Source organism: Gemmobacter nectariphilus DSM 15620, from assembly GCF_000429765.1.
In the GTDB taxonomy this organism is placed as follows: Bacteria; Pseudomonadota; Alphaproteobacteria; order Rhodobacterales; family Rhodobacteraceae; genus Wagnerdoeblera; species Wagnerdoeblera nectariphila.
Genome location: NZ_AUCM01000007.1, coordinates 43,397 through 61,510 on the forward strand (window position 1 = coordinate 43,397; position 18,114 = coordinate 61,510).

The 18,114-nt window shown below is 65.5% G+C and carries 6 protein-coding genes; 5 read left to right on the plus strand and 1 reads right to left on the minus strand.

The genetic code is table 11. From position 1 onward, the window contains the following. The first annotated feature begins 499 nt into the window (after positions 1-499). The 5 genes from G481_RS25830 (at position 500) to G481_RS0108480 (ending at position 4,974) form a co-directional block, all read left to right on the plus strand. A complete protein-coding gene (locus G481_RS25830) occupies positions 500-1,048 on the plus strand; it encodes a hypothetical protein (protein ID WP_154664558.1) in 549 nt (182 codons plus the stop codon). 107 nt (positions 1,049-1,155) lie between these two features. Beyond that, a complete protein-coding gene (locus tag G481_RS0108465; RefSeq protein WP_028029654.1) occupies positions 1,156-1,701 on the plus strand; it encodes a hypothetical protein in 546 nt (181 codons plus the stop codon). Between the two features lie 16 nt (positions 1,702-1,717). Then, positions 1,718-3,274: a CsgG/HfaB family protein gene (locus G481_RS25060; RefSeq protein WP_051294394.1), complete on the plus strand. Its 1,557-nt coding sequence runs from the start codon at positions 1,718-1,720 to the stop codon at positions 3,272-3,274. Between the two features lie 143 nt (positions 3,275-3,417). Further along, on the plus strand, positions 3,418-4,200 hold the full coding sequence (locus G481_RS0108475) for a BAR domain-containing protein (RefSeq protein WP_028029655.1): 783 nt from the start codon (positions 3,418-3,420) through the stop codon (positions 4,198-4,200). A 171-nt stretch (positions 4,201-4,371) separates the two neighbouring features. Beyond that, positions 4,372-4,974, plus strand: a complete 603-nt coding sequence (locus G481_RS0108480; protein ID WP_245594941.1) for a L,D-transpeptidase — start codon at positions 4,372-4,374, stop codon at positions 4,972-4,974. A 143-nt stretch (positions 4,975-5,117) separates the two neighbouring features. Here the strand turns inward: G481_RS0108480 and G481_RS0108485 are convergent, their stop codons facing one another. Then, complete coding sequence (locus tag G481_RS0108485; RefSeq protein ID WP_028029657.1) at positions 5,118-17,456, minus strand: VCBS domain-containing protein; 12,339 nt, start codon at positions 17,454-17,456, stop codon at positions 5,118-5,120. Between the last annotated feature and the right edge of the window lie 658 nt (positions 17,457-18,114).

Consider the following 18,114-nt stretch of genomic DNA (forward strand, 5'->3'; position numbering starts at 1 on the left):
TGGTCGTGTCACCGCGCACCCGCCACCCCATGACCGCTTGTCTTGCGGCACGTTAAACGGTTGATTCCCGGGACTTGCGCTGCTGGCAGCCTGGGAAATTCGTTCCCGCCTGCCATTGCCCCCTTTCCAGCCTGATCTGGTCATAGGAATTTCGCCATTTCAGCGCTGCAATCTTTGCGAGAGCTCAGAATAATATTTATGATCAGGGTTGCATCAAATCGTGTGATCGCTTTACAAGGCATAACGCTGCGTCGACGCTTGGCCCTGGATCTTGCTGATTTCCCAGCAGATTCCAGACGGGCCAATCGGAACCCGAACGTGGAATTGATATAAATCCCTATCCGAACGGATGGGTGCAATTCCATGGACGGACCTTCGGTCCCAATGGCTGTATTCCAAAAATCTCATACTTCTCTAGGGTTTGATCAAGAGCGGTCAACGCCATCAGAGCAGTATAGGGGTCATTATGAAAACCAGTGGAAAGGCATTGAGCCGCGGCATGATCGTTTTGTTCGGTCTGCCCGTGACCCTTTCGGCTTGCGTCGCGCCGCAACAGGATCCCAACGTGTTCTGCTGGGCCGAACAGCACCAGATGGTGATGCCCGAGGACAAATGGATGCGCCCGCCGGGCGTGGTCTGCACCCCGATCATCACACGGCGCGCCCAGACGGTGACGCTGGCGGATGCCGGGAACAATGCCAATTCAGCCCATGGCATTCATTCGACCTCGTCGTCGGCCAGCTCTGGGTCGGGTGGCACGGGATCGGCCGCGACCGGCGGCACGGGGTCATCGGGCGCCGCAGCCGGCGGGACCGGATCGTCCAGTGCTTCGGCCGCAGGTTCCAGCGGCAGCGCCGCCGCCGCAGGAACGGATTCGGCCTCCAGCGCGGCCGCGGGCGGATCCGGGTCGGCCGCCTCCGCGGCCGGTAGCGGCGGGGCCGCCAGCGCGGCCTCGGGCCCGGGCGGGTCTGCGGCGGCCGCAGCAAGCGATGGATCGTCGGCCAGCGCCTCGGCCGGTGCAGGGTCCAGTGCTGCCGCAGGCAGCTGACCCCTCAGGCGCGTCCCGCGTTCCGGCCCTTTGCCCCTTTCATGCCCAGATCGTCGCCCCCCCTTTTCTGCCCCGACCCGGAGGTCGGTGTTCACAGGAGTGTTCCCATGACGCACGCAATTCGCAAAGCGCTGGCGCTTGGCGCTGCGACCGTCGCCCTTGGCGTTGCGCCTCTGGCAGCGCAGAACTTTTCTACCTCTGGACAGAACTGGTCCGGTGGCTGGGGATTTTCCGGCACGGCCGAGCGCACGCTGTCCGTCCAGCGCGCCCAGGCGATGCACGCCATCGAGAATGCCAGCGCGGGGCCATCGACCGTCATCACCTACAACACCTGGAACGACAATCGGTCGAACTTTGTCGACAACACCGGATCCGACGGTTTGACCCAGAACCTCGATTTTCAGGTCGGCGACACGATTGGCCAGAATACCAACACCATTGGCGCAATGAACACCGGGCAGACCACGATCGACATCAACGGATCGGGGAACAGCGTCTCGGCAGTTAACGGGGCCGATTCCCGCGGGTGTCTGGATGGCAGCGTGGCAAATACCACCTACGGGCTGACGTCCTCGACGGGGGCGATGGCGCAAGGCGGTATCGACATCTCCATCGCTGCAAATCCGCGCTCGTCTTCTTCCAGCTGCCAGTGACGGGGTGAAATGGCCCATGGCACGGTCCCTGAACTATCCGGGCTGGTTGTCCTTGACGCTTGCAGCGTCCCTGTCCGCCTGCGGCATCCCCGGCGAGGTATCCCGCGGCTGGACGACATCGCCCAAGGCCAACGTCGCGATGAGCGAAGGCCCCCCCATCGAGGATGTGGTCACCGCCTTTGACGAGGCGTTGAGCTGCCTGCGGGGCAAGGTCCGGCCCGAGGTGATTTTCGCTGTCGGCCAGGTGATCGACCATACCGGCAAGGAAAACTATTCCGAAGGCGGATCGGGCAAATTCGTCAGCCAGGGCGCTGGCGAGATGGTTCAGTCGGCGCTGTATCGGGCCGGGGTCAGCGTGGTCAACCGGCGCGATCCCAACATTGCCATCGTCGAATCCAACTGGGGCATCCGTGACATCAAGCGGCAGGTGCCCGTCAACTTCTACATCTCGGGCAGCATCAACTCGCTTGATTTCATTCCGGGTGGCGGGGCCGAGTTCAGCATCGCCGGGATCGGGCCGCGCTATCGGCAGAACCGCATCCTGATCGGGCTCGATCTGACCATGACCGATGCCTACACCGGCCGCGTCGTCGGCAGCGTGCCGTTGCAAAAGCAGATCTTCGCACGCGAGGTCGGGGTCAGCGCCGGTCGCTTCTTTGGCGAGACCCTGGTCACCATGGACGCCGGCGGGATGGAGCGCGAGGCGGTTCACTTTGCGCTGCGCCAGATGCTCAGCCTTGCGACCTTCGAGCTGCTCGGCCAGATCATGAACCCGGACATCTACGACACCTGCCGCGCCAAGGTGAATTCCTTTGCAGGCAGCGTCTCGCACACGGGGACGGGCGACCGGAACGCCATGGCAGCCGCGCTGAAGGCTGCCAAGGAGGCCAGCGCCGAGGCCCTGCTGGTCGATGTCAGGAACGCCCAGCCCCCTGCCCCGCCGGCGCAACCGGGCCAGCCCCAGCGCCCAGCCGCGCCAGCCGCGCCAGTCGCTGCGGCGCCCCAGGCGGGCCAGCGCCAGGCCGCCGCCCAGCCCCAGGGGCCAACCGCGCAGAACCTGCACCGGACGGCGGTATCGGCGGCCATCAAGGCCATCTCGCTGGCGGCAGCGTCGCAAAAGGCCGCAACGCAGAAAGAGGCCGTCCAGCAATCGGCTGAATCGCTGCGCCTTGCCAACCTGTCGCTGATCACGCTCAAGCAAGCCGCAGCGGCGGGCCTGAGCGGGGACGAAGGCGATGCCGCCGCAGTCGTGGTTCAGCAGGCGATCGAAGCCGCGCGCAAGGCCGCATTGGCCGCGACCAGCCGGCAAGACGCTGCTGCGGCCGATCCCCAGCCTGCGACCCCAGAGGCTACTGCCCAGGCACCTGCACCGGCCGCAGCCGCAGGGGCACCCGAACCCGGCCCGACCGTGCCCGGGACCCCGCCCGCCGAAGCCGCCCCCGCCGTTCCTGCGGAGCCCCAGGGCGATGCGGTCGAACCCGCTGCACCGACCGAACCGGCCGCCAACCCCCAAGGGCCGGCGATTCCCGATGTGCCCGGAACACCCGCGCATATCCGCAAGTTCGGGCAATGAACCAACCCGGGCCGGCGCCTTGCGCCGATCCGTCACGCCTTCTGTCGCCGCATCGCGGCAGGAAACGGGGCCCCACACTTTCTGCCCCCAAAACCACCCGATCCCGCCAAGGGGAGGATCAGGGACACACTGTAGGGACCAAGATGAAAAACCTTCTTCTGACCTCTGCCCTGGCCGTTGCCGGTCTGGGCTTTGCCTCGGGCGCCATGGCTCAGACGATCACCGACGGCAGCATCACCACCGCTGGCGAGCTGAGCCTGCTGGAGCGCATCCTGGCTAACCAGGCCGAGCTTCAGGCCAGCATGCTGAACGCTGCCGAAAACTATGCGAACCTCGACGGCTCGATCAACGTCGACGTGAACATGAACACCCTTCTGACCGGCCTTGCACTGGGCGTCGACCCTGCCGTCGAAGGTTCGGGCGTGAGCGCCACCGGCTTCGTCAAGAGCATCTCGTTCACCGACACTGCGCAAGCCGTGGACTTCTACGATCCCTCGACCGTCGCATCGACCATGGGCAACCTGGCCACGACCGTCATCGGCTCGCTGGGCACCGGCACCATCGGCCAGACCGCATCTGCCTCGACGGCCGATGGCGTGACCGGCAACACCACCAGCTCCTCGAGCACCCTGACCGGCGTGAACCTGGCGCTGCTGGACGTGGCGTCGAACGCGCAGGCGATCACCTCGACCTCGCAGGCCTACAGCACCACCATGGTGACCAACCCGGGCCTCGTGCAGGTTGCCAACATCGCGGGCAACTACTCGCAGACGCTCAACGGTGGCATCAACCTGACCTTCGCCGACAGCCTGGCGAAGGGCGGCGACATGTCGACCACCGTCATCGGTGCTCTGGGAACCGGCAACATCGCTGCCAGCCTCCAGCGCAACCTGATCGGCACCAGCGGCGTTGCCGGCACCTACTGATCGCCCCATCTGGCGAGGGCAAAGCCAATCGGCTCGGCGGCCAAGGCTGCCGGGCTGACCGCAGGTGGCTTGGTTCGGGGCCGTCAGGCCGCCGCGCCAGGTCATCTGGATGTCCGAACACTGCCCAAACTCGCCCTGCCTCTGGCAGGGCTCCCTTTTTTGGGGCCCACCGTGACAACAGACCCCCGTATCGCGCAAACGTGCAACCCCGCCTTGCTGACGCGCCGCACTGCCCTGCTGGGGCTGGCCTCGGTGCTGCCTCTTGCCGCGCAAGCCGCCCCTGACCCGAGCGGCCCCCCCGAAGGCGCCGTTGCCCGCAACGTGTCGGGATTTGTGACGCCGCGCTGGCAGCAGCACTTTGCCAGCACCACCGGCGGGATGATCCTGATCGACACCCGCTCGCGCGCGCTGTTCTTCTGGTCACAGGATCTGCGGGTGCAGCGTCTCTATCCGACCTCGATCCCGATCCGCGAGGAATATACCCGGCGCGGCCGGACCAGCATCATCCGGCGGGTCGAAGGGCCCGACTGGCGACCGACACCCTCGATGCTGCGTCGTCATCCGGACTGGCCCACCTATCTGGCGCCCGGACCCGGCAACCCCATGGGCAGCCATGCGCTGCACCTGACATGGCCAGCCTATCGCATTCACGGCACGCATGATGACAACAAGATCGGGCGGCGGTCCTCGAACGGCTGCTTCGGGCTTTACAATCATCACATCGCCGAGCTGTTCCACCTGGTGCGCATCGGAACGCAAGTCCGGGTGATCTGACCCGGCAGCCGGCCACAGGGCGACGGCGCGGGGACAATCCGCGACAGGCTGCACCGTTCATCGCTTGAAACAGAAAACCGCCAGCCTTCTTCGGAAGGCTGGCGGTTTTTTGTCCCGGACCCCCTCCTGGTCCGGGACATGGCTTACAAGATGACGATGTCAGAGGCCTCCAGCAGGGGCGATCCTTGCAAGGTGGCCAGCAAGACAGTGGCGGACCGTCCGGTGCCGTCGGCATCCCAGAACAGCCGGCCCGTCGCATCGTCATAGATCAGCCGGTCGGTGGCATCTGTCGGCGCGGTCCCCAGGGCAAAGGCCGCATCGTCCAGGATGCCCGGCAGACCCGCCGCACCAAAGACAGCCCGCGCCAGCGCGATCTGATCAAGACCCGATACGAAATCGGTGATCACATCGGCCTCGGACGCCTTGGGCGTCTGGTCAAAGACAAAGACATCCGCCCCGTCCCCGCCAGTCAGGCTGTCCAGCCCCGAGCCGCCGATCAGCGTGTCGTCACCCGTCCCGGCATTGATCGTGTCATTGCCCGCAAGCCCGCTGATGGTTTCGCTCGATGCGGACCCCGTCAGACGGTTGCGCCCCGAGGTGCCCGACAGGTTGTCATCGTTGCGGATCAGCCCATGCGCGCTGGCCTGCGCGAACGACACGGCGGATTCGACGCTGGAGATCGTGACGGTGAACGCCTCGTCCTGCGAGAAATACCGGTCCGCGCCGACATTGACGACCAGCGTGGCCACCGTTTCCCCGGCCCTCAGCAGCAGCGTGCCCGAAGGCAGCGACGAGCCCGGGAAGTCGTCGGTTCCCGCGACATTATCGGCGCCCACCCGCGGCGACACGGCCCAGCCCAGCTCGATGTCCCAGTCGACCGCGTCGGACAGCGAGACCTCGAAGGTGAAGGGCGTTGCATCGCGAGAGGTGCCTTCCAGCTTGTCGGCATCAATCGCGATGATCGAGGCAACCGTCGGCTGGCGTTCGAGCAGGGTATATTCCTGGCTTTCCACAGGCCCGGTGTTGCCGGCGCTGTCGCTGACCCGGAACATGATGTCGTGCGTGCCCACCTCCAGTGTCGCGGTCTTCCAGGTCACCAGGTTGCGCCGGACCGACCCGGTGATGTCGTCCCAGGTTGCCCCGCCATCGACAGAGCCCATCAGCCGCTCGTCACCCGACAGAACACTTTCCAGACGCGCCGTGACCGTCTGGGCGACAGCATAGGTCACGAAGTCGCCCGCCGTATCCGTATCGTTCGAGATATGGATCGAGCCTGCCTGAACCCCATTGGTCGGCGCCGCAGTGTCCAGCGTGATGACCATCGACGCCACCGCAGAAGTATTCGCGGCCGTGTCGATGACGCGGAACTGCAGCGTGTTGCGCCCGTCTGCAAGGGTCACGCCGGTCAGCGCCAGATCCGTGCCGGTAACCGATGCCGTCGCATCGGTCCAGCTGGCACCCCCGTCTTGCGACACCTGAAGGCTTTCGCCATCCGCCAGCGCCCGGCTAAGCAGCCCCGTCACGGTCTGCCCGGCCACGTTCGTTACCAGATCGGTGCCGCTCAGGCCGCTGTCGTCGGACAGCGCGAAGCCAGATATGGCAACGGCCGGCGCAGTGCGATCCAGCACATAGGCGGTTTCGCTGATCTCGCTCCATGCGCCCGAGGCGCCCTGGATCTTGAACTGGATGGTCTGATCGCCATCCACCAGCCGCGCCTTTTGCCAAGTCAGGCTGGTGCCCGATACCTTGCGCGTCAGATCGACCCAGGACAGCCCGCCATTGCTGGACCCGAACAGCTTCTCGCCGCTGGCAAGGGCTGCCGACAGCGTGGCCGTGATGGTCTGCGACGAGATGCGGGTGATCAGATCGCCTGCAATGCCCGTGTCATACGACAGCGCGACCCCGCCGACGGTGGTCGTCGGACCATCGTTGACCAGTGTGTAATCCGTGCTGAACGTATTCGCGTTGCCCGCAAGATCGACAACGCGCAGCTCCAGCGCATGGTCCCCTTGGCTAAGCGTGACACCAGACCAGACAAAGTTGCGCTGGTTGACCCCGACCGCGATGGTTTCCCATGCATCGCCAGCATCGACCCGGCCCTGAAGCTGCTCATCGGCAAGCAGCACGCGGTTCAGGCGCCCGGTGATGGTCTGGTTTGCCTCGGCGGTCACGAAGTCGGTCGCACTGGTCCCGGTGTCGGCCGACAGCGCGGCCTTCATCACGCGGCGCCCCGGTGCCAAGGTGTCAAGCCGGTAGTCGACGCTTTCGGTTTCCCCGAAATTGCCGGCCCCATGCTCGACCCGCAGCGCAAGGCTGTTCGCCCCCGCAAGCTGCGCGCCGGCCCATGCCACATCGGCGCCGCTGGCAAAGGCGGTGATGTCGGACCAGGTCTGGCCGCCGTTGACCGATCCCCACAGCGTCTCGCCTGCGATCAACGCCTGGCTCAGCGTGGCCGTGACAGTCTGGATCGCCGTGTTGGTGATGAAGTCGGTATCCAGCGCCCCGGTGTCTGCCGAAATGTCGATATCGGCCACCGTGATCAGACGACCCGTCGTGAAGTCCAGATCGGTCGCCAAGGTCAGGCCGGCGAAATCCAGCGCCGGATCTGCCAGATCATGCACGGCCGTGCCATCGACCAGCAGGTGATAGGGCGTCTCGGCCGCCAGCGCAGCGCCAGGGGTGACGATCAGCCGGTTGCCCTCGATGCGGACGGACCCGCCATTCGACCCAAGGCCCGTGGTCACGTCGAAGCTTTCCACCTCGCCCAGCGGGCCGTTCAGCACGATGGTGCCGGTTCCGAAGGCCACGTCCTCGTTGAACTCCAGCACCAGCGGGTTGCGGGCGAAGGCGGTGCCGCCATCGACCACCCCGCCCTGTACCGGAACCCCCAGCAGCAGCGGCGCATCGTTCGCCCCGGTCAGCGTCACGGTAAAGGTCGCCCGAGAGGCGCCGCCATTGCTGTCATTGGCTACGATATCGGCGCTGACCGTGACAACCTCGCCCTCATTCAGCGCGTCGATGGCCGCGTCATCCGGGGCAAAGGCATAGTCGCCCGTCGCGGTATCCAGGTAGAAGGTCCCGAAAGCCGTCGATTTCTCGCGGTTGTAGTCAGGGTCCGTCGAGGTGTCCGAACCCTCCAGCGACAAGGCGAACGAGGTGGAATCGACATCCGTTCCCGTCACGGTTCCGGTCAGGCCAGACGTGACATGGTCAAGCCCGGGGGCCTGTTCCGTGACCGCGCCGGCGACAACTCCGGTCAGAACCGGCGCGTCGTTGCTGCCGGTTGCCGTGATGGCAAACGGCAGCAGTGTCGTCACCATGCTGTCATCGACCAGCCGGATCAGGAAAACCGCCACCTGCGTTTGATTGATGGCAAGCGCCTCGATCGCAGCCGCGTCCTTGACGAACTCGTAGGCCCCCGTTGCGCTGTCCAGGTAAAGGGTGCCAAGCGCATGAGCCAGGGACAGATCGAACCCGTCGCGGCTGGTATCCTCCAGACCGCCCGAGATCGACCATGTCAGCGCATCGCCATCGGGATCGCTGCCCGCAAAGGTGCCCGAAAGCCCCGTGTCGGTCGTCGTCGTGGCGCCGGCATCCTCGGTGATCGAGGCAGAGCCGACGGTCAGGACGGGCCGATCTTCGCCGCCACCAAGGTTGACCGTCCAGTCGCGGCTGTCGATGGCGCCTTCTGCGTCAACGACCTGCATCGTGAACGACTCGGTGGCGATGTCACCCGCGTCCAGCCCCTCGACCGCCGCGCCGGGCACATATTCCCAGGCGCCGGAGGCCGTGTTCAGGTAGAGCGTGCCATAGGTGCCGCTCGCACTATAGTCAAAACCAGCGCGCGAGTCATCGGCCGCGCCATCCGCGACGCTGAAGGTGAACGCGTTGTCGACGTCTGTTGCCGTCAGCGTGCCCGTCAGGTTCGCGGTGCCAAGCGCCGAAGAAAGCGGCACTTCGACCACAGACCCATTCGCGGACAGCGCGCCCAGAACGGGGGCGTCATTCACCGGGGCAAGGTTGATGAAAGTCGAGCCCGGCACGCCGGTATCCCCTTCGACATCCACCGAGGTCACGCGCACTTCGCGCTGCACGTCCGAGGGGGCCTCGGAGGTGTTGGCGTATTTCACCGCCCGCAGTGCGGTCTGGAAGACGGTGCTGTCCAGACCTTGCGCCGGAATGGCGGTAAAGGTGATCTGGGTGGCGCCGGTGACCGACAAGGTGCCGGTGCCATCGTGGCTGACCACGATCCCCAGCGCTTCGATCGAGGCCAGCGAGTCAAGCGCCAGCCCTTCGAAGGCGCCGTCCTGCGGGTTCGTCAGCGTCAGCGTGATCGCGTGCAGCGTGCCGTCCTGGATGGTCAGTTCGGCATCCTGGGTGGCGACAAAGATCGGGGCGTCGCCTTCGGTAAAGGTGACGGTCCGGTCGGTGCCTGCCACGGTCTGGCCGTTCATGTCGACAACGGCACCCCAGCGGACATACACCGTCTGGATGGCGCTGGTGCTGGCCGTGCCACCGCCCGGCTGGGTCGAGGCGTTGTCCGTCACGGTGACCGTGACAGCGCGGCCGCCATGCGTCGCGTTGGGGTTGGTGTTGTGATAGGTCAGCGTCGCCAGCGCGGCCTGATAGTCGGCCGCCGTTGCGGTGCCGCTCAGCGTCAGGGCCGTTGCCCCCGTCAGGCCCGCCGTGCCGGTGCCGTTTCCGGCGATGGTGATCGTCTTGCCGCCCGCGACATAATTGCCGCCCAGCGTGGTGCCCAGCGTCTCCCAGGTGGTGCCGAACAGGTTGTCCAGCGCCAGCGGATCCAGCGTGACCGTGACGCGCGTGATCTGATCGCCGACATCGGGATCGGCAAGTGTCACGTCAGGCCCGAACAGCGCAACGGCAGGACCGCGGGGCGCAAAGGTCACGCTGCCGTCAAAGCCGTCTGCCGCCCCGTTCAGATCCACGATGGGGGCGTCATTCTGCGCCGTGATGACCCCGCGCACGACATCCGAGGCCACCGAGAACGCAGTCGCCGCGCCCCGGTCAGAGACATCGACGACATCGCCGGTGGCCCCCGTCGCGCCATCCCAGGCATGATAGGTGAACCGGGCGACGTTGGCGTTCGCGCCATCCCCCACCAGGCGGATCAGCGTGCTGGGGCCCAGCAGCAGCGCCCCGGTGACCGACGGCGCATGGTGGCTGAAATCGACCCAGACAGCGCCATCGAAATACTGCCACCGTCCGGTGCCGGGGCCATCATCCGACGTGCCGATGACGGCGATCCCCGTGGCGGCACCTTCGCTTCCAACGGGCGAGGGCGCGTCTTCGTCGACGATCCGCGCCTTGCCGGTGCCGAACAGGGTGGACACCGCAACCCCGGCCGAGGCCGCGTCCTCGGTGATGGTGGTCAGCAGAACGTTCCCGGGGGTCAGCACCGGCGCGTCGTTCTGCGCGGTGATGGCAAAGGTCAGCGTATTGGCCACCGGGTCCATGTCGACCCCGCCATTGGCGGTGCCGCCATCGTCTTGCACCCGGAAGGTGAAGCTGGCCCCTGGCGAGCCGGCCGCATTGCGCGTGGCAAGATAGGTCAGCAGCCCGCTGTCGATATCCTCGGCGCTGATCGTCTGACCGGCGGTGACGGCCACGCCGTCCAGAAACAGCCGCCCCGACACCGGAAGGGTCGCGATGCGCACCGCCAGGAAATCGTTGGCCGGCAGGTCGCTGTCGCTGAACCCGAAGTCCGCCAGCGCCAACGCATGTTCCACATCCTCGGTCACGGTGATGGTGGCGTCGGTCCCCTGCGGGGCATCGTTGACCGGGGTGATCGTCACCGTCGCATCGGCCGGCAGACCCTCGTTGCCGTCGATATCCACGGTGCTGACCGTGATGGTCCGGGTTGCGCTGGTGTCCGGCCCGTCGGCAAGGTTGCGATAGGCCACGGCGCGCAGCGCGATCTGCATCGTCGAGGCATCGACCCCGGCCGCACTGTGGAAGACCACGGTGCCGGTGCCCTCGCCGCTGATCGAAATGCCGGCATTCGTCAGGAAGGTCCGGGCCGCGTTGCTGATGACCGAAAGCTGTTCGTCCGGGTCAAGGCCATGCGGCGGCGCGATCTGCACGGTCATCGTGCGGATCAGGCCGCCCTGATCCGTCAGCGTCGCTTGCGAGGTGGCGATCGCCACTGCGGCGCCACCTTCGATGAAGGTGACATCGTTCCCGCGCGCGTCGCCTGCGCTGCCGTCCAGATCGACCACCGGCGCCCAGCGGACATCGACATTGACCGTGGCAAGAACCGGGCCCGCAACATAAACAGAGCCGGCGGATGCGACGATCCCCGTCACATCGTCAAAGAAGCCGACGGTTGCCCCGGTGACCAGACCAGCAACCGGCGCCGAGGCAACAAAGGTTGCCGCGTCGATGATCTCGGCCACGACAACGCCGGTGTCGTTATCGTTGATCAGGATGTGCTGGCCCACGGTGACCGCCGGCATGGCTTGCGACGTATGCACGACGGAGCTGTTCGACAGCTGGCCGCCATCGTCCATGCCGCTGATCGTGACCGTGCGGACCCCGGCATAGGCGTTGGGGTTTGCGTTGTCATAGGTGATGTCGCGCAGAATGGTCTGCCAGACGTCATGGCTGGCCGTTCCGGTGATGATGATCCGCGTATCGGTGCTGGCCGGATCCAGCGCAAGGCCATTGTCCGCCATCGCGGCAAGCGCGGTGGTTCCCAGCGTCAGGGTTTCCTGCAAGAAGCCCTGTTCGTTGTCGCGCGCACCGGTGCTCAGTTCCACCGTGACCGATGTCAGGGTGTCGCTGTCAATGTCCGACAGCGACAGATTGCCTGCGATCACGACCGCATCGGCGCGCGGATGGAAGATGACCGTTTCATCCTGCCCCGAGGACAGCAGCACGACATTCGAGGCCGTCCCCGCCCCATCGGTCGTGAAATCAAAGCGGCTCAGGTTGTCGCGCGCGCCGGTGGTGGCGGCCGTCAGCGTGACCGATCCATCGCCGCTGTCCACCGCCGTCCAGTTGGTGAAACTTGCGCCGGCAAAGGCGCTGGCGATCTCGCGCGCGGTCGAGCTGGCGCCGATCTCCACGACCGCACCATCGAAGTGAATGGTGGTTGCCTCGGTCGTCGGCAGGAAGCGCACCACCTCGACTTCGGCAACATCGATGGCGCCGTCGGTCAGGATGCCACCATTGGCGTCGATGATCGGCGCATCGTTCACGGCAAGAACGTCGATGGTGCTGGTGCCGGCAGGCTGGAACGCGATGCCATCATCGCTGATGGCATAGCCGAGCGTGGCGGTGACATCATTGAGGTTCGGCGGCGCCAGATAGCTGACCTGCCCCGACGCAAGCCACGCGGTCAGCAAGGCCACACTCGTTGCCTGAACGGTCAGCGTGCCGGTATCGGATCCCGTCACCGCAACCCCTTGCATGGGGGCAGCGCGCAGCGTTCCAAGATCGACGGACAGTTGCAGCGCGATCGTGGCGGAATCGGGTTCCGTGATGACCAGCGTCGTCAGATCCAGCGTCGTCGCCACATCTTCGTAGACATCGGCCAGAACGGGCACGATGCCGGTCAGCGTGGCCTTGTCATCGGCGCCCAGGATCGAGACGCGCAGAACGGCGGTGTCGGTCAGGTTGTCGCCATCGCGGACGGTATAGTTGAACGTGTCATACAGCGGCGCGCTGCCGGTGTTCAGCGCCTGCACCGCAGCATTGTCGTTGTTCACCACATAGGTGTAGCCGCCGTCCTGGTCGACCGTCAGGGTGCCAAAGCGCCCGGCGATGGTAAAGCTCGTGCCGGACAGCGTTGCCGCCGTGCCCTGCCCTTCGAACATCCCGGTGCGGACAGAGGTGATGGTCCAGCTGACAAAGTTGGAATCGGTGTCGTTATCAACCAGGCTGCCGGTGGCATCGGCGCCGGGCGTCGCGTTTGCAACGCCCCCCGCCTCGGTCGCGGTGGCCGTGTCGTCGATGGCGGTCGGCGCCGCAGAACCGACCGGCAGAACGGTGCTTTGCGCCATCACCGTCTCAGTGGTGCCCTGATCGTCGGTATAGGTGACCACCGCGCGCAGATCGGACCCCGACTGCTGGACGGTCGGGATATAGGTATCGCCTGTTGCACCGGCGATATTGGTCCAGCCGGTTTCGCCATAGGGCCGGATCTGCCACTGGACCGACGGGTTTGCGCTGGTGGTGCCATCGCCATCCGAAATGGTGACGCTGATCGCCTCGCCCGGTGCGACGGCCCCGGGGGTCAGCGTGGCGGTTCCGGTCTGATTCACGTTCTCGACGGTCAGCGCGCCCGACACCGGGGTTTCCACAAAGCCCGCAGCATCCGCATAGAAGGCCGCGACGCGGACGTCCTTGCCGACCTCGGCCTGGGTCAGGGTCAGCGTCTGGTCCGTGCCGCGCCCGCCGCCGATATCGATCCAGTCATTGCCGTCCCAGACCTGCCACTGATAGCGCACCTCGCTTGCGGTGCCGTCCAGATCGGTGCCCAGCACCGCCGTCAGCGTCTGCCCTTCGGTCGGGATGCCGGAAACGGTGACGCTGCCAGGGTCGTTGACCGAATAGGCCGCGGTGTTCGGGGCCGTGCCAGCGCCCGTTGCAAGGTCGATGCGGAAGGTGGCCGTGGCGGTCGATCCGCCGTTGAGCTCGGTGCCGGTGATGACAAGGGCGATATAGGGATAGCCGCCAACCGGGTTGCCGGTGATGGTGACGCCAGAGGCGCCTTCATCGGTATAGGACAGGCCAAGATCTGCAAGGCTGACCATCTGCCCATTGACGAAGGCCGTGACAGCATGGGTGATGCCCGACTGCGTCGCTGTGCCGTCAACGGCGCCATCCGGGTCGGTGAAGGGCGCTGCAATGGCCAGGCTGATCGGCGTGCCCGGCTCGATCGCCACATCCGCGGGCGGGTTCGTCAGGACAAGGGGGTCGTTCGCGTTGCTCGCCGTCAGCGAGACAGTGACGGGGTCCGAAAGCACCCCGCCAACGTCCGCGACCACCTCGAAGTCCGGCAGCGTGGCCCCGGCAGGCGGATTGCCGCTGAACGTGCCGGTCTGATAGTCAAAGCTCAGCCACTCGGGCCAGACATCGGGCCCGACGACAGTGGCCGAATAGGTAACGGGGGTGCCCGGTGCTGCCGTGATGTTGAACAGGCTGGCCGGCAGGGTAAAGCTTTGCACGCCCGGCCCGTCAAAGGCCGTGGCGGAATAGCTGGTGGCCGCTGCGGAAACCGCTGTCGTCAGGGTGTCGGCGTCGGCGTCGATGATCAGCCGGAACTGGGTTGCCGCGCTGCCCTGCGAATAGCTGCCCTGAACCGTATCGTAGGCCACCACACGGATCGCCGTGTTCACCGCAGTCCCGTCGCCATACAGCGTGCCGGTCACCGGGTCGAATTTCAGCGCATCGTTGGTGTTGTCGATCACCGTATAGGTTTCGACACCGCTTGCATCCATGGACACGGTGAAGACGTGCAGTTCCAGCCCGTCCGGGCTGTCCGGGTCGCTGAACAGATCGGTCGGCAGGGCATAAGACCAGCCGCCGCCCTGGACGCTGGGGGTGAGAGTCAGAAATTCGGAATGAAAGGTTCCGCCGAAATCTGCGGTGGTCAGGTCGGTGCCGTTGGTTGCATCCAGCCGGGTGATCCGCACATCGGGCGAAGCTGGCCAGATATGTTCGACGGTATAGTTGGTAAAGGTGCCAGCCGCGAAAGCCGCCGCGACCTCGTCGGGCGTGACCAAATTCCCGAACCGGACCAAAGTGCCGGCAATGTCGGCCCCAGACCCGCTATATGTGCCATCCGAGAACGTCAGGGTGACGGTCTCATAGAGACCATCATTGGTACCCGGCATGGAGTCGGCGCCGTCTGTGCCGTTTTGCACAACGTCGACCTGATAGCTTGCGCCGTCGATGAGGATCGTCGAACCGTCAACGAAGTCGGTCCAGTCGCCATCGAATTGGGCGACAAGCTGAACGACGCCGAGGCCCAGGTCGGTGGCCGTATAGGTGCCAGAATACAGGTTTATGGTTTCGGCAACCGCTGCGGCAGCCTCTGCCGCCGTCAGGGCGGTGCCAAGCGTGATCGTCTGGCCGTCAAAGGTGATCGTCTGCCCGCCCATTGCAAAATCGAAGGTGGCCCATGTCACCTCGCGCGGGGCGGTGCCGGCGATCAGTTCCTGGGCGTTGTCGACGGTCGGGGGCAGGTTGTTCACCGTGACGGTGAAGGTGTCCGCTGCGATCGCGCCCAGAGTGTCCTCGGCGGTGACGGTGATCGTCAGATCCTTGTCCGCCCAGTCCAGCGGCGGGGTGCCCGAGAAGCTGCGCGTTGCCTCGTCAAAGGTCAGCCAGGACGTCACATCGCCAGGATTGCCCGATGTCGTGCTGCCCAGCGTGATTGCCCCGATGGGCTGGCCATCGACCGCCGTCACCTGGGCCGTATAGGTCAGCCCGTCGCCTTCGGCATCGGTGAACGCATCTGCCGGAACGGCAAAAGTCCAGGGGGTCAGATTGTCGATCACCTGATCGGCGATAGCGGCGCGCAGTTGCGGCACATCATTCGTTCCGGTCAGCGTCACGGTCAGCGTCTGCGCGCCGATCCCGCCTTCCAGATCCTCGGCCAGGAACGCAAAGCTGTCGGTCGCATCAACTCCCTCGGGCAGGGCGTTGATGGCCAGCCATTGGTCGGGCGCATAGCTCCAGGCCCTGGTCGCGGCGTTCAGCGTCAGCGTGCCGTAGCGACCCTGATAGGTCCAGATCGTCTGGTCGGATCCGTTGACGGACGAGACCCCGCCACGCAGGGAGTAGACAAGATCGCCTGCGGAATCCTCGATATCCGTCGCGGCAATCACACCCGAAAGCTGCGCGATGTTCGCGGTCAGGTGCGAGGCCTGGCTATCTGCGCTGGCGGTATCCAGCAGGCTGATGGTCGGCGCGGTTCCCGAGAACACGGGCAGGTCATTCACCGGCATCACGGTGATGGAAACGGTGCGGTTCACCGTGCTCAGGCCGGAATCGGACGCAGCCGTGGTGGTGTTGAAGGTGTCGCCCGTCTCCAGCGGCGTGGCCAGTTGTGCGGCCGCCATCGTGCTGTCCAGTGCCCGGACGGTCAGCCCGCCAGCCGGCCCGTTGAAATTCGCCGCCGGCACGAAGCGCAGCAGATCGCCCGCCGCAACCACAATCCCCGCGCTGGCCGATACCGCGACAATGTCCACCCAGGTGGTGCCATCGGTCGAATATTGCCAGGTGCCATTCGCCCCCGACGCATCGCCAATGATGACAACGCCGCCCAGCGTGTCCCCGTTGTCGACATCCGAGAACACCTTGTCGAACAGGTTGGACACCGATTGCCCGGCCGGATCCGTCGCATCCTCGAGAATCGCGCGCATCACGGCATTGCCCGCCAGGACAGGCGCGTCATTGACCGGGGTGACGTTGATCGTCACGGATTCGCTGGAGGTGTTGCCCAGGATATCCAGCGTCGAGACCGTCAGCGTCTTGGTCGGGGCCGTCGGGTTGTCAGAGGTGTTGGCATATTCCAGCTGTGCCGACAGGGCCGACACCACCTCGGCGGTCAGGGCCGGTTCCTCGACGCGGATGTTGTCGATATACATCGACGCGCCCAGCACGGTTCCGCCGGTCGCATCGAAGGTCCCCGACACAAAGACGAACATCCAGTTGCCATCGTCCGGCACTGCCACCGTCGCGGTGCCCGACCCCGTTGCGCCATAGGAATCCAGCGCCGTGACGACCCGCGGGTTGTTCGGGTCGCTGTCCACGTCCACGAGGTAGCCGACAACATGGTACCAGTCGGCAATCTTGTTGGCTTCCCAGTCGAACTTCAGCACCATGCCGGCTGTGGCGGCAAAGGGGTCGCTGTAGACCGCCGGGCCATGGATGACCCCGTAGCCTGGCGAAAGAAGGTCGGATTCTTCCAGCCGCAGGCGGCCATCCTCGATCGTGACGATCGGGTTGTCCCAGCCGGCGACATAGTCACCATCATTGCCGCCAGGCGTCGAGCCGGGGTAATTTTGCGATTCCGGCAGGCGGAAGCCACCAACATAGGTGTTCCCAAGATCGACCATGTCGGTGAAGGCGTGCCAGCCGGTTTCCAGCGGCTGGCTGAAATCGCCGTTCACCACCGGCGATGTGCCCGGCAGGGTTGCGTTGTCAAAGTTGATGCGCAGCGGCTGGCCGTCCTGGCCATTCTTCACCAGGTCGATTTCGCCAACGCGCATCAGGGGCTGGCCCGAGCCCATGCCCAGATAGACCACCCGCCCTTCGAACGACAGCGCCCCGGCTGCGGTGACATCGGCCGCATCGACCAGGCGCAGGGAATCTGCGGTCTGGCTGTCGGTGATGCGAAACTCGACGTAACCCGTCCCGTAGTTGCCAGCCGTCAGCACAAGATCGCCGCCAAGCACGATCGAGCCCTGCTGTTCGGTATAGGTCGGGGTCAGGTTGGTCCAGGTCACCATTTGTAAACTCTCCGGTTACGTCCAGCCAGCGGCCTTTCTGGCCGGCGACGACGCCAATTGCGTGCATATCGTCCCGAGATAGCGCGAAACGCCCGCAACCCATTCATCTGCTTATGAAATTTCCGTATCTATTCCGTCTGGGCCGCCGTGACCTCAGGCGGGGAGCCAGCCATAAGGATGAGCGCGCAGGCATACGGCTGGTCGTTGGATGGTCCCTTGGCACGGCGCGAAATCAGGTGCGGCCTTGAAGGCCGCAACCGGCTTTGCCCGACTGGCTATGGGCTTGTCCCTGCGCCGGTTGCAGGCGGGCACAGCGGCCAGAATCACCTTTGGCGCGGCGATTTCTTCAACCAGATCGGCGGTCTTTGGCATGGTGCGGCGCTATCTTGGCAGCCTTGCCCAAGCCAGGGGCGCACCTTGGGCTGCAAGGCAGAACCGATCATTCCACCGCTTCGCGGGCCGTGGGACGAACCCGCCGTCCGTCACGCATTGCAAGCGGCGCTTCGGCCTGTGCACGGACCCTTGCCATCAACCCTGTGTGGGCAGCACCAGGGACATCTGCGCCAATGCCCTGACCGACCCCGTTCAAGGCCGAAGCCACCCTTGTCGCCCCGCGCTTGAGCCGCAGCCAAAGGCCCGTGCAATGCGCCTGCGGCTG

Coding starts and splice junctions, on each gene's coding strand:
- G481_RS25830 (WP_154664558.1), top strand. CDS start 500: ATGATCGTTTTGTTCGGTCTGCCCGTGACCCTTTCGGCTTGCGTCGCG.
- G481_RS0108465 (WP_028029654.1), top strand. CDS start 1,156: ATGACGCACGCAATTCGCAAAGCGCTGGCGCTTGGCGCTGCGACCGTC.
- G481_RS0108475 (WP_028029655.1), top strand. CDS start 3,418: ATGAAAAACCTTCTTCTGACCTCTGCCCTGGCCGTTGCCGGTCTGGGC.
- G481_RS0108485 (WP_028029657.1), bottom strand. CDS start 17,456: ATGGTGACCTGGACCAACCTGACCCCGACCTATACCGAACAGCAGGGC.
- G481_RS25060 (WP_051294394.1), top strand. CDS start 1,718: ATGGCACGGTCCCTGAACTATCCGGGCTGGTTGTCCTTGACGCTTGCA.